The sequence below is a fragment of the Streptomyces sp. DvalAA-43 genome (assembly GCF_900091725.1).
Classification (GTDB): domain Bacteria; phylum Actinomycetota; class Actinomycetes; order Streptomycetales; family Streptomycetaceae; genus Streptomyces; species Streptomyces pulveraceus.
The window spans coordinates 1-15,487 of record NZ_FMBW01000070.1 but is presented as its reverse complement, the minus strand read 5'-3'; the positions used below and the strand labels follow the sequence as shown (position 1 = coordinate 15,487).

Annotated in this window: 1 protein-coding gene; it reads left to right on the top strand. The window is 71.5% G+C overall.

Annotation, left to right across the window (positions count from 1 at the left end; translation table 11 throughout):
- Positions 1-53 precede the first annotated feature (53 nt).
- Positions 54-15,487 (top strand): non-ribosomal peptide synthetase (locus GA0115234_RS28270; protein WP_256088837.1); only part of this gene is annotated, 15,434 nt, incomplete at its 3' end.

Below are 15,487 nucleotides of genomic sequence, written 5' to 3'. Positions count from 1 at the left end.
TTCCGTGGCCGGAGCACGACCGGCCCCGCAGGGCCGGGATCTCCTCGTTCGGGGTGAGTGGTACCAATGCCCACCTCATCCTCGAACAAGCCGTCCCGGAGACCGAAGGAGCCGACCAGCCGGAAGTGACCGGGCGTCCCGTTCCGTGGATTCTGTCCGGGAAGACTGCGCAGGCGCTTCAGGACCAGGCGGCCCGGCTCGCCGCCCACCTCGAAGCCCACCCCGGACTCCGTCCCGCCGACATCGCGCACACCCTCGCGACCGCCCGCACCCGCTTCGCCCACCGGGCCGTCATCACCACCCACGACCATCACACCGCACTCCACGCACTCACTCAGCACACACCCCACCCGAACGTCTTCACCACGGCAGCCGAGCCGCTCTCAGGACAGCCCAGGACGGTCTTCGTCTTCCCCGGTCAGGGCTCCCAATGGCCCGCCATGGCACAGGAGTTGCTGATCTCCTCGCCGGTGTTCGCGGCTCGTGTCGAGGAGTGCGCGAAGGCGCTCGCACCGCACGTCACCTGGTCGCTCCAGGACGTTCTGAACGGCACGCCGGGCGCGGCCTCCCTGGACCGGGTGGACGTCGTCCAGCCGGTGCTGTGGGCCGTGATGATCGGTCTGGCCGCGGTGTGGCAGTCCAGGGGCGTACGCCCGGACGCGGTGATCGGGCACTCCCAGGGCGAGATCGCCGCGGCCTGCGTGGCCGGTGCCCTCACCCTTGAGGACTCCGCGAAGATCGTGGCGCTGCGGAGCCTGGCGCTCGCCGGTCTGGCGGGCACGGGTGCCATGGCCTCGATCGCCGCACCGGCCGGTGAGGTGCGTGCGAGGCTCGCGGGCAGCTCCGGCGGGGTCGAGATCGCGGCGGTCAACGGCCCGTCCTCCACGGTGGTGTCGGGCACCCCGGACGCGGTGGACGACCTGGTGGCCCGCTGCCACGCCGACGAGATCGCGGCACGCAGGATCGCCGTGGACTACGCCTCGCACTCCGCGAGCGTGGAACCGCTGCGCGAACGGCTGGCGTCGGAGCTGGCCGGCATCGCCCCGGCCGACTGCGACATCGCCTTCTACTCCAGCGTGACCGGCGAGCGGATCGACCCGTCCCGTCTCGACGGCGGGTACTGGTACCGGAACCTCCGTAGTGCGGTGGAGTTCGAGCGGGCGGTCCTTGCCGCGGCCGCCGACGGACACGGCGTCTTCGTCGAGTCCAGCCCGCATCCGGTGCTGACCGCGGGCATCGAGGAGACCCTGGCGACACAGGACGCGGCCACCGTGACGGTGGGCTCGCTGCGCCGCGACCACGGCTCCGAGCAGCAGCTCCTGGACCACGCGGCCCGCCTCCACGCCCAGGGCGTTCCGGTGGACTGGTCGTCGTGGCTGCCGGACGGCCGCCGCGTCGAGCTGCCCACGTACGCCTTCCAGCACACCTCGTACTGGCTGCGCGCATCCGCGAGCACCGTGAGCGGTGAGGTGACCGGCCTCGGGCTCGGCGCCGCCGCCCACCCGTTGCTGAGGGCCGAGCTCCAGCATCCGGACGGGCGGGAGCGGTCGCTGACCGGCCGGATCTCGCTGCGTACACATCCCTGGCTGGCCGATCACACGGTCGGGGGCACCGTAGCGCTGCCCGCGGGCGCCTTCATCGATCTGGTCACCTCCGTGGGCGACCGGGTCGGTGCCGACCGGATCGATGAACTCGCCCTCGACGCACCGCTGTTCCTCGCTCCCGATGCCGCGGTCGATCTTCAGGTGACGGTCGAGGCGCTCGCGGGCGACCGCTGGTCGGTGAGCGCGTACGCGCGCCCGGCCAAGGACGAGGGCGCCTGGGTGCGTCATGCCCGGGGCGTACTGTCCCTCGCCGACGGGACGGCGCCCGAGCTGCCCGTCCGGCTGCCGCGCGACGCGGCCCCCGTCGACGTCGGAACGCTCTACGCCGATCTGACGGCGGCCGGTTACGCGTACGGACCGGCCTTCCAGGGGCTCTTCGCGGCCTGGCGCGACGGTGCGGACCTCTACGCCGACATCCGCCTCCCCGACGGACTCGACACCACCGGCTACGGCATCCACCCGGCACTCCTGGACGCCGCCCTGCACCTGACGGCACGCGACGCCCTGCCCGTGGTCCATCAGGTCTCCGCCCTCACCGGTGTGGAGCTGTACGCGACCGGGGCCACCGCCGCGCGGGTACGGATCACTCCCGCCGCCGGGGGAAGCTTCGAGGTACTGGTCACCGACGCGGCCGGTCTGCCGGTCCTGCGCGTCGAGGAAGTGGCCCTGCGCCCGCTCGCCGCCGACCGCGCCGGGTCCGGCGCCGCCGAGCAGCCGGACGGACCGCTCGTCCTCGACTGGCCGGCACTCGGCGGGACCGACGGCACACGGCCCGCCGCCGACGACGGGCACTGGGCGGTCCTCGGAGGAGCGGAGCCGGACCTTCCTGGCGCGGTCGTCCACTCCGACCTGGCCGCTCTGACGCGTGCCGTCGCCGCGGGCGCCGGTGTCCCGGACGTCGTGCTCGTGGCGCCTTCGTACGGCACCGGCTCCTCCCCGGCCGACACCGACGGCGGCCGCGCGGTCGTGTCCACCGCCCACTCCGCCGCCGCGCGCGCGATGACCCTCGTACAGGAATGGCTTGCGCAGGATCGTTTCTTCACGGCGCGCCTCGTGTTCGTGACCCGGGGTGCCGTGGCGGCCAGCGCGGACGAGGACGTGGCGGACCTCGCCGCTTCCACTCTCTGGGGCCTCCTGCGGTCCGCGCAGTCGGAACACCCGGGCCGCTTCACCCTTCTCGACATCGGTACGGACACCGGCACCACCGCCGAGGACGTCCGCACCGCCCTGGCCAGGGGCCTCAGCCGCGACGAGCCCCAACTCGCCCTGCGCGACGGCCGCGTCGTGGTGCCCCGGCTGGGACGGCCGGGCCCGGGGACCATCGGTACCGCAACGGTGCTGAACCCCGGGGGCACGGTGCTGGTCACGGGGGGTACGGGGACGTTGGGTTCGTTGGTGGCGCGTCATCTGGTGGTGCGGTACGGGGTCAGCCGGTTGTTGTTGGCGAGTCGTCGTGGGCCGGGTGCGGAGGGTGCTGAGGGTTTGCGGAAGGAGCTCGTGGGGCTGGGTGCGGAGGTGACGATCGCGGCGTGCGACACGGCGGACCGTGCCGCGCTCGGCGCGTTGCTCGCTTCGGTGCCTGTGGAGCATCCGCTGACCGCGGTGGTTCATACCGCGGGTGTCACGGATGACACCACGCTGGAGGCGTTGACGCCGGAGCGGCTGGCGGCGGTGCTGCGGCCGAAGGTCGATGCGGCGTGGCATCTGCATGAGCTGACGCGTGGTCTGGATCTGTCGGCGTTCGTGCTGTATTCGTCGGTCGCGGGGCTCCTCGGCAACGCGGGCCAGGCCAACTACGCCGCCGCCAATACCTTCCTGGACGCCCTGGCCCAGCACCGCACCGCACACGGACTGCCCGCCACCTCCCTCGCCTGGGGACTCTGGGAGAACGCGAGCGGCATCACCGCGGCACTGGACGACGCCGCACGTGAACGCATCCGGCGTTCCGGGATCGCCACGCTCTCCGACGCACAGGCACTGGCACTCTTCGACCGGTCGATGCAGGGTGTTCCCCCGCTCGTCGCCCCCGTACGCCTCGACACCGCCGCACTGCACGCACGCCCCGCCTCGCAACCGCTGCCCGCGATGCTGCGGCGCCTGGTGCGCCGACCCCGCCGGATCGCGGCCGGTGCGGCCGACACCGGCGCCGGGACCGGCGGGCAGCCGCGCGGCCGCGAGGAACTGGATCTGCTGCGCACACTGCTCACCGAGCACCCCGCCGTACGGCACGCCGTGGTGGCGGACCGGACCGACGAACACGGCACCCACCGGCCGGTCGCCTACGTCGTCCCCGAAGCGGACGGGTTCTCCGCCGCCCAGGTGCTCGACGAACTGGCCGACCGGCTGCCGTTCCCGCTGCCGACGGTCGAGACCGTACCGGCGGACGGCCACGCCGGACCGCCCGCACCGGAGGCCGCCCCGAGCGGGGCCGGTGCGCCGCGCACCGCACGGGAGGAGATCCTGTGCGCCCTGATCGCCGAGGTGCTCGGCCTGGCACGGGTCGGCAGGAACGAAGGGTTCTTCGACCTGGGCGGCCACTCGCTGCTCGCCACCCGGCTCGTCAGCCGCATCCGCTCGGTCCTGGGGACGGAACTGGCCGTCAGCACCCTGTTCGACATGCCGAACGCGGCCGCCCTGGCCGAACAGCTCGGAGACGGAGGCGGTGACGGCGGGCGGCGCCCCGCGCTGCTCCCCGTACCCCGCCCGGACACCCTGCCGCTCTCCTTCGCCCAGCAACGCCTGTGGTTCCTGCACAAGCTGGAAGGCCCCTCGGCGACGTACAACGTCCCGCTCGCGCTGTGGATGAGCGGCGGCCTGGACCACGACGCCCTGGAAACCGCGCTCAATGACGTCCTGGCACGGCACGAGTCGCTGCGCACGGTCTTCCCGGAACACGACGGCCTGCCCTGCCAGGACATCCTCGCGACGGACCGCATACGCCTGGAACTGCGGACCACCGATGTCGCCCGGGAGGACCTGACGGCCGCGCTCGCCGAGGCCGCGCGCCACGAGTTCGACCTGTCCGCCGAGATCCCGGTCCGGGCCCGGCTGCTGCGCACCGGCCCCCGCGAGCACGTGCTCATGATCGTGCTGCACCACATCGCGGGCGACGGATGGTCCGTGGTGCCCCTCGCCCGCGACCTGGCCGCCGCCTACCGCGAGCGGAGCCGGGGCGAGCACCCGCAGTGGCGCCCGCTGCCGGTGCAGTACGCCGACTACACGCTGTGGCAGCGCGATCTGCTCGGCGCCGCCACCGACCCCGACAGCCTGTTCGGCCAACAGGTCGCTTACTGGCGGGACCAGTTGGCCGACCTTCCCGACCAGGTGACGGTCCCCACCGACCGCCCGAGGCCGGCTGTGGCCTCGTACGAGGGCGAGGTGACCCGATTCAGGCTGGACCCCGAACTGCACCGGGCGCTGAGCGAACTGGCCCGCTCCCACGACGCCACCGTGTTCATGGTCCTGCACGCGGCGATGGCCGCCCTGATGACCCGCCTCGGAGCGGGCACCGACATCCCGCTCGGCAGCGGGGTCGCCGGCCGCATGGACGAGGCTCTGGACGACCTGGTGGGCTTCTTCGTCAACATGCTGGTGCTGCGCACCGACACCTCCGGCGATCCGACCTTCACGGAGCTGATCGACCGGGTCCGCGAGACCGGCCTGGCCGCCTACGCCCACCAGGACGTGCCGTTCGAGTACCTGGTGGAGGAACTCAACCCGCAGCGCTCCAGCGCCCATCACCCGCTCTTCCAGGTCGCGTTGACCCTCCAGACCAATGAGCGGGCCACCTTCGACATGCCCGGCCTGCGGGTGCGCCCGGAGCTGGCCGGAACCGGAACCTCGCGCTTCGACCTGTTCCTCAGCCTCACCGAGAGCCACGGCACGGACGGCGAACCCGCCGGGATCGACGCGTACGCCGAGTACGCGACGGAACTGTTCGACGCCGGGACCATCGAGACCCTGATCGCCCGCTGGACCCGGATGCTCTCCGTGATGGCGGCGGACCCCGGACGCCCCATCGGGGACAGCGACATCCTCACCGCCGGGGAGCGCACCGGGATCGCGGAAGGCTGGGCCGACACCTCGACGCCGGACGACGGGCCCACGCTGGTGGAGTCCTTCCAGGCACACACGGCGCGGGCACCCCAGGCTCTCGCACTCGCCGCCGACGGGGAACACCTGACGTACACGGAGCTCGACGCGCGGGCCAACCGCATCGCGCACTGGCTGATCGGCCGAGGCGCCGGGCCCGAGCGGACGGTCGCCGTCATGTTCGAGCGCTCGGCCGAACTGACCGCCGCCGTCCTCGGCGTGCTCAAGGCCGGTGCGGCATACCTGCCGATCGACCCCGACTACCCGGGCGACCGGGTGGCGCACATGCTCACCGACGCCCGTCCGGCGCTGATCCTCACCACCACCGCGCTGGCGGGGCTCCTCCCGGAGACCGGCGGGATCGACGTCGCAGCCCTGGACGCCCCCGGCATCCGCGAGACCCTGCGGGACTGCCCGGCGACCAGCCCGTCCGGCCAGGACCTGACCGCCCCGCCGCGGCCGGACCACCCCGCCTACGTCATCTACACCTCCGGATCCACCGGCCGCCCCAAGGGCGTGGTGGTCCCGCACCGGGGCATCGCGAGCCTGGCGTCGACCCTGCGCCGGGAGTGCCGCGTCGACGACGCCTCCCGGGTGCTCCAGCTCTCGTCGCCCAGCTTCGACGCCGCCGTACTCGAAATGGTCATGGCCTTCACCTCCGGTGCCGCACTGATCACCGGCTCCCGGAGCAGGCTCGTCGGCGAGGAACTGGCCCAGGTCCTCGCCGAGCAGCGGGTCACGCACGCCCTGGTCCCGCCGTCGGTACTGGCCACGCTTCCCGCGGGCTCCGCCGAGCGGCTGACGGACTTCGCCACCCTGATCGTGGGAGCGGAGGCATGCCCGCCCGACCTGGTCGAGCAGTGGTCCGCCGGACGGCTGATGGTCAACGCGTACGGGCCGACCGAGTCCACCGTGTGCGCCGCCATGAGCGGACCTCTCACCGGCCGCGAAGCGCCGATCGGCGGACCGGTGGACGGCGCCAGGGTGTACGTCCTGGACGAGCGGCTCCGGCTGGTCCCCCCGGGGGTACGGGGAGAGCTCTATCTGACGGGCGCGGGCCTGGCCCGCGGCTACCTCGACCGGCCCGGCCTCACCGCCGAACGCTTCACCGCCGACCCCTACGGTCCCGCCGGCTCCCGGATGTACCGCACCGGCGACATGGCGCGCTGGTCGGCCGACGGCCGCCTCCACTTCGCCGGCCGGGCCGACCAGCAGGTCAAGATCCGGGGCTTCCGGATCGAGCCGGGCGAGATCGAGGCCGCACTGCGCGAACGGCCGGGCGTCGCGCGCGCCGTCGTCGTCGTCCGCGAGGACACCCCGGGCGATCAGCGCCTGGTCGCCTACGTGGTGCCCGACGCGGACGGCGCGACGGCGGACGGCACGACGGCCGCCCCGGACTCCGGCGACGGCCCCACCACGGACACGGGCGCCGTCGCCGAACAGGTCGGCGAATGGCGGGACATCTACGACTCCGTCTACGCCGGTGCCGACACCGAACGCCCCGGACTGGGCCAGGACTTCACGGGCTGGAACAGCTCCTACACCAACGAGCCGATCCCGCTCGACGAAATGCGCGACTGGCGCGACGCCGCCGTCACCCGGATCATGGAGGCCGCCCCGCGCCGGATCATGGAGATCGGTGTCGGTTCCGGCCTGCTGCTCGGCCCGCTGGTGCCCCAGGTGGAGTCGTACTGGGCGACCGACTTCTCCGCACCGACGATCGAGCGGCTGACCAGCCAGGTCGAAGCAGCCGGCTGGAGCGACCGGGTGACATTGGACTGCCGCTCGGCCGACGTGACCGAGGGGCTGCCCACCGGCTTCTTCGACACGGTGATCCTCAACTCGATCGTCCAGTACTTCCCCGACGCCGACTACTTCGCCCGGGTCCTGGACGGAGCGCTGGACCTGCTGGCGCCCGGCGGCCGCATCGTCGTCGGCGACGTCCGCAACCGCGCCTCGCTGCGCGCCTTCCAGACCGCGATCCACGCCGAACGGGCCGACGCCGGTGACATGGACACCGAGCAGGGCCACGGGGAGCGGGTCACCGGCTCCGACCGGATGCGGGCCGCCGTCGAACGCGCCATGGTCGTGGAGAAGGAGCTGGTCATCGAGCCCGACTTCTTCACCGTGTGGGCGCGGGGCCACGACACCGTCGGCGCCGTCGACATCCGCCTCAAGCGCGGTGCCCACCACAACGAACTGACCCGGCACCGCTATGAAGTGGTGCTGCACAAGACCCCGTCGCCCGCATCGACTGTGGACCTCGCCGCACTGCCCGAACTGGTCTGGGGCCAGGACCTCGACAGCCTGGAAGCACTGCCCGCCGCACTGGCCGGGCACTCCTGCCCGGTACGCGTGACCGGACTGGTCAACAGCCGTCTGTCGGCGGAGGCCGCCGCCGCGCGGGCGCTGGCTCGGAGCGCGCCCCTGGAGCGCATCCGCCAGGAGCTGTCCGGTACGGACGCCGGGCGGGAGTCAGGGCCGGACACGGAGCACGGCTCCACCTCCCCGGCCGAGCCCCGGCCCGCGGGCGTGGACCCCGAATCCCTGCCCGGCTGGGCCGAGGACCACGGCTACCGGGTACTGACGACCTGGTCGTCGCGGGCCGTCGACGCCTTTGAAGCGGTGTTCCTGCCCGCCGACGCCGCCACACCGGACGGCACGGTCTACACGGACCTCTACCGCCCGGCGAACACCGGCAGGTCGCTCCGGGCCCTGGTCAACAACCCCCTGGGCACCCGCACCACCGGACAACTCCTCGCGGGCCTCCGGGACGCGCTGCGCGAACGGCTCCCCGAGTACATGGTGCCGTCGGCCGTCGTGGCGATCGAGGAGATGCCGCTGACCGCGAGCGGCAAGCTCGACCGGCGGGCGCTGCCCGCACCCGACTACACCTCGGTGAACCGCCGCGCACCCCGCACCCCGCACGAAGAGGTCTTCTGCACGCTCTTCTTCGAGGTGCTGGGGCTGACCGAAGCCGGTGTCGACGACGGGTTCTTCGACCTGGGCGGCCACTCGCTGCTCGCCACCCGTCTCATCAGCCGGGTACGTGCCGCGCTGGGCGTGGAGATGCCGCTGCGGGTCCTTTTCGAGTTCCCGACGCCGGCAGGGTTGGCCGACTGGCTCGACACCGCTCAGGCCGGAACCACCGGTGCCCGGTCCCGTCCGGACCTGGTGCCTGTGGTGCGTCCGGAGGTGTTGCCGTTGTCGTTCGCTCAGCGGCGGTTGTGGTTCCTGTACGAGTTGGAGGGTCCTTCGGCGACGTACAACATGCCGTTGGCGTTGCGTCTGTCGGGGGAGCTGGACGAGGGGGCGTTGCGTGCGGCGCTGAACGACGTTCTGGTCCGCCATGAGTCGCTGCGGACCTTGTTCGGGGACCGTGCGGGGACTCCTCGTCAGGTGATTCTCGGTGCGGGTGAAGTCGATGTGCCGTTGACGGTCGTCGATGTGGCCGGGTCCGAGCTGCCGGTCGCGCTGGCTGAGGCGGCGCGGTACGCGTTCGATCTGAACGCCGAGATTCCGGTGCGGGCGAGTCTGTTCCGTGTGTCGCGTGATGAGTGTGTGCTGTTGATTCTGTTGCATCACATCGCGGGTGACGGGTGGTCGTTGGCGCCGTTGGCGCGGGATCTGGTGACTGCGTACTCGGCCCGTCTGGAGGGGCGTTCGGGTGCGTTGGAGCCGTTGCCGGTGCAGTACGCCGATTACACGCTGTGGCAGCGAGAGCTGCTGGGCGAGGCCGGGGACGAGGGAAGCGCCCTGAGCCGGCAGGTGGACTACTGGCGGAGGCAGCTTGCCGGGCTCCCGGAGCTGGTGACGGTTCCTGGTGACCGGCCTCGGCCTGTGGTGGCTTCGTACGCGGGTGAGGTACGGCGGTTCGGTGTGGATGCCGGGTTGCATGAGGGGATCGCCCGGATTGCGCGTGAGTGCGATGCGACGGTGTACATGGTGTTGCAGGCGTCGTTGGCCGCGTTGCTGACACGCCTCGGCGCCGGTACGGACGTACCGATCGGCAGCCCGGTCGCCGGTCGTACCGACGAGGCGCTCGATCAGTTGGTGGGTGTGTTCATCAACACGCTCGTCCTGCGTACGGACACGTCGGGCGATCCGTCGTTCACGGAACTCGTCGCACGCGTGCGGGAAGCGAGCCTGGGGGCGTTCGCGCACCAGGACGTACCGTTCGAGCACCTGGTGGAGGAGCTGAACCCGCAGCGCTCCACGGCGCACCACCCGCTGTTCCAGGTCATGCTGGCGCTCCAGAACAACGAACAGCCCGACTTCGATCTTCCGGGTCTTCGTGTCCGCCAGGAGGGCCTGCATTCGGGCGTCTCCCGGGTGGACCTGACGCTGAGCCTGACCGAGCAGCACGACGGACAGGGACGGCCTGCCGGGATCGAAGGGTTCGCGGAGTACGCGACCGACCTCTACGACCCGCAGACCATCAGCACGCTCATCACCCGCTGGACCGGCTTCCTGGAGGCCCTGACCACCCGGCCCGAGCAGCCGATCACCCACGCCGACATCCTCACCACCGAGGAGAACGAGAAGTTCCGGGCGGACTGGCAGTCGGCAGCCGGCCCCCGCACCGAACGGACCCTGGCCGAGGCGTTCCGTACGCAGGTCGAGAACGCCCCGGACGCCGTCGCGGTGGTCGCGGACGATGTCACGCTCACCTACGCGCAGCTCGACGCATGTGCCGACCGGCTGGCCCGGGAACTCATGAGGCGCGGGGTGGGCACCGAACACGTGGTGGCGCTCGCCCTGTCACGCTCGGCGAGCTTCGTGGTGGCCGTGCTGGCCGTCATGAAGGCGGGTGGCGCCTATGTCTCGCTCGACGAGCGGTATCCGCAGAGCCAGATCCGGATGATGTGGACGGACAACGCCGTCACCGTGCTGCTGGCCGACAGTTCCTCACGCGTACCCGAGTTCGTGCCCGAGTCGCAGGTCCTGCTGCTCGGGGCGGAGCTCACCGCCGAGGACCCGGGCACACCGGGTGAATCGGGCGTGCCGGGAGAGGCGACCGCCCGCGTCGAAGGTGCCTTCCTGCCGGACCAGTTGGCCTGTGTGATCTACACCTCGGGTTCGACGGGCAAGCCCAAGGGCATCGCCCTCACCCACGCCGACATCACGGCGCTGGCCGACGACCCGGTGGTCGGCCGGCACCCGGAACGGGTGCTTCTCCACTCGCCGACCGCCTGGGACTCGTTGCCCCTCGAACTGTGGATGCCACTGCTGCTCGGCGGCCGGGTCGTGATCGCACCGGACGGACGGCTCGACGCGGCCGCGCTGCGCGACCTCATCGTGAAACATCGCATCACCTCCATGTGGATCACGGCCGGTCTGTTCAAGGTCATCGCCGAGGAGTCCCCGGAAGCCTTCGTCCACATGAGGCAGGTCTTCACCGGCGGCGAGGTGGTGCCGCCCGCAGCGGTCCGGCGCGTGCTGGACGCCTGCCCGGACACCACCGTCATCAACGGCTACGGTCCCGGCGAGACGACCACCTTCGCCACCCTGCACGCGATGGTCCCGCAGGACACACTGGCGACGGCGCTTCCCATCGGCCGCCCCATCAGCGGCATGCGGGTCTACATCCTGGACGACCGTCTCGGGCTGACGCCGCCCGGCGTCGCGGGCGAGCTCTACGTCGCCGGTGCCGGCATGGCACGCGGCTACCGCGGCCGACCCGGCCTGAGCGCGGAGCGCTTCGTCGCGGACCCCTTCGGTCCCGCCGGGTCACGGATGTACCGCACGGGCGACCTGGCGCGCTGGAACGACGCCGGACAGGTCGAGTTCGTCGGCCGCGCCGACAGCCAGGTCAAGGTACGGGGATTCCGCATCGAGCCCGGCGAGGTCGAGACGGCACTCCGCGACCTCCCCGGCGTGACCCAGGCCGCCGCGGTCGTGCACGAGGTACGGGAAGGCGACCGGCGCCTCGTCGGCTACGTCGTGGTGGAGGAGGGCGTCGACCTCTCCGACGCGCGGAACGCGCTGGGGCTGCGCCTGCCGGAGTACATGGTGCCCTCGGCCGTCGTGCCGCTGGCCGCACTGCCGCTGACGCCCAACGGCAAGCTGGACCGCCGCGCGCTGCCCGCACCCGACTTCTCCGCCCAGGTCGGCGGGCGGGAGCCGCGCACGGAACGGGAGAAGAAGCTGTGCGCGCTCTTCGCCGATGTGCTGAGCCTGGAGCGGGTCGGCGTGGACGACCGGTTCTTCGACCTGGGCGGCCACTCGCTGCTCGCCACCGTGCTCATCAGCCGCATCCGCACGGAACTCGGGGTCGAGCTGCCGCTGAGGGCCCTGTTCGAGACACCCACCGTGCTCGGCCTGGCGAAGCGGCTCGACGAGGGCCCGGACCCGGACGCGTGGGCACGCCCCGATCTGGTGCCTGCGGTCCGCCCGGAGGCGTTGCCGCTGTCGTACGCGCAGCAGCGACTCTGGTTCCTGCACCGGCTGGAGGGCCCGTCGGCGACGTACAACATGCCGTTGGCGCTGCGCCTGTCCGGTGAGCTGGACGTCGAGGTGCTGCGGGCCGCGCTGGACGATGTCCTGGCGCGCCACGAGGCCTTGCGCACCCACTTCACCGAGACGGGCGGCGAACCCCGGCAGACCATCCGCGCGGCGGCCGATGCCCGGATCGACTGGGCGGTGCACGAGATCGACGCGCGGGAACTCGACACGCAGCTCTCCCGTGCCGCGCGCCATGCTTTCGATCTGTCCCGTGAACTGCCGGTGCGGGCGGGTCTGTTCCGTGTGTCGCGTGATGAGTGTGTGCTGTTGATTCTGTTGCATCACATCGCGGGTGACGGGTGGTCGTTGGCGCCGTTGGCGAGGGATCTGGTGACTGCGTACTCGGCCCGTCTGGAGGGGCGTTCGGGTGCGTTGGAGCCGTTGCCGGTGCAGTACGCCGATTACACGCTGTGGCAGCGAGAGCTGCTGGGCGAGGCCGGGGACGAGGGAAGCGCCCTGAGCCGGCAGGTGGACTACTGGCGGAGGCAGCTTGCCGGGCTCCCGGAGCTGGTGACGGTTCCTGGTGACCGGCCTCGGCCTGTGGTGGCTTCGTACGCGGGTGAGGTACGGCGGTTCGGTGTGGGTGCCGGGTTGCATGAGCGGATCGCCCGGATTGCGCGTGAGTGCGATGCGACGGTGTACATGGTGTTGCAGGCGTCGTTGGCCGCGTTGCTGACACGCCTCGGTGCGGGTACGGACGTACCGATCGGCAGTCCGATTGCGGGTCGTACCGATGAGGCGCTCGATCAGTTGGTGGGTGTGTTCATCAACACGCTCGTGCTGCGTACGGACACGTCGGGCGATCCGTCGTTCACGGAGTTGGTCGCGCGGGTGCGGGAAGCGAGCCTGGGGGCGTTCGCGCACCAGGACGTGCCGTTCGAGCACCTGGTGGAGGAGCTGAATCCGCAGCGCTCCACGGCGCACCATCCGTTGTTCCAGGTCATGCTGACGCTCCAGAACAATGAGCAGCCCGACTTCCGGCTCCCCGGCCTCCGGGTACAGACGAAGGGCCTGCATTCGGGTGTCTCCCGCATGGACCTGACGCTGAGCCTCACCGAGCAGCGCGACGAGCGCGGGCAACTTGCCGGGATCGAAGGAGTTGTGGAGTACGCGACCGATCTCTACGACCCGCAGACCATCAGCACGCTCACCACCCGCTGGACCGACCTCCTGGAGACCCTGACCACCCGGCCCGAGCAGCCGATCACCCACGCCGACATCCTCACCACCGACGAGCGCCACCAGGTGCTCACGGAGTGGAACGACACCGTGCACGAGGTGCCCGACACCACGCTGCCCGAGCTGTTCGCGGCGCAGGCCGCACGCACCCCGGATGCCCTCGCGCTCATCGACGGGGGCACGGAACTGACGTACGCACAGCTCGACGCGCGCGCCAACCGACTGGCCCGGCTGCTCGTCGACCGAGGCGTACGGCCGGGCGGCACGGTCGCCGTGGCGCTGCCGCGCTCGGTCGAGCTGGTCGTGGCGCTGCTGGCCGTGCACAAGGCGGGCGCGGCCTACCTCCCGCTGGACCTGGACTATCCGGCGGAACGGCTCGCGTTCATGCGGGCCGACGCCCGGCCCGACCTCGTACTCGACGACCTCGACGCCATCGCCGCGCTGACCGGCACGGCCGCCGCAGACGGTACGGAGCACGGCCCGTCCGTGGCCCTGTCGCCCGAGCTTCCCGCGTACGTGATCTACACCTCGGGTTCCACGGGCCGGGCGAAGGGGGTCGTGATCCCGCAGCGCGGGGTCGTGAACCGGCTGCTCTGGATGCAGGACACCTATCGGCTCGCGGCCGACGACCGCGTACTGCAGAAGACCCCGTCGAGCTTCGACGTGTCGGTGTGGGAGTTCTTCTGGCCGCTGATCACCGGAGCAACGCTGGTCATGGCAGCCCCGCAAGGGCACAAGGACCCGGCCTACCTGGCCGAACTGATCAGGACCCAAGGCATCACCACGGCGCACTTCGTCCCGTCGATGCTGGATGTCTTCCTCGCCGAGCCCACCGCCGCGCAGTGCACCGCGCTGCGCCGGGTGATCTGCAGCGGCGAGGCACTGTCCGCCGGTCTGACGGAGCGCTTCCGGTCGACCCTCGGAGCCGAGCTGCACAACCTCTACGGCCCCACCGAGGCATCGATCGACGTCACCGCCTGGCCCTGCCTCACGGACACCGGGGTGGTGCCGATCGGTCGTCCGGTCTGGAACACCAGGACGTACGTGCTCGATGCGGCGCTGCGACCGGTCCCGCCGGGCGTCGCGGGCGAGCTGTACCTGGCCGGCACCCAGCTGGCGCTGGGCTATCTGGACCGGCCCGGACTGACCGCCGAGCGGTTCGTCGCAGATCCGTACGGAGCCGCAGGTTCCCGGATGTACCGCACCGGAGACCTCGCCCGCTGGACCCCGGAAGGGGTGCTGGAGTTCCTCGGCCGGTCGGACGACCAGGTAAAGATCCGTGGCTTCCGCATCGAACTCGGCGAGATCGAGAACGCGTTGATGGGCCATCCGTCCGTCGGCGCTGCGGTGGTGGTGGCGCGTCAGGGCCGGCTGGCCGCCTACCTGGTGCCTCCGGCGGGCACGGAAGCGATGCCGGACACGGAGGCGATCCGGGTACACCTCGGTACCTCGCTGCCTGCCTACATGGTTCCGGCGGCGTTCGTGACGCTGCCGGAACTGCCGCTGACCGCCAACGGCAAGCTGGACCGCCGTGCGCTGCCCGAACCCGACTTCGCGCGAATGGTGTCGGGACGGGAGCCGCGTACGGAGCGCGAGAGGGCACTCTGCGCGGCATTCGCCGACGTCCTGGGGCTCGACACCGTGGGTGCCGACGACGACTTCTTCAGGCTCGGGGGACACTCGCTGCTGGTCATGCGGCTGGTGAGCAGGATCCGGGACCGGCTGGGCATGGAGATCGCGGTACGTACCGTCTTCGACGCCCCGACACCCGCCGGTCTCGCGGCGCACGTGGATGCCGACGCGCCGCAGCGGGCCCCGCTGGTGCCTGTGGTGCGTCCGGAGGTGTTGCCGTTGTCGTTCGCTCAGCGGCGGTTGTGGTTCCTGTACGAGTTGGAGGGTCCTTCGGCGACGTACAACATGCCGTTGGCGTTGCGTCTGTCGGGGGAGCTGGACGAGGGGGCGTTGCGTGCGGCGCTGAACGACGTTCTGGTCCGCCATGAAGCGCTGCGTACGGTGTTCCGTGATGTCGAGGGCGGCCGTCCCCACCAGGTGGTTCTGCCGGCCGTCGACGTCCGGATGGGCTGGTGGTCCGGCCAGGTGGCGGAGGC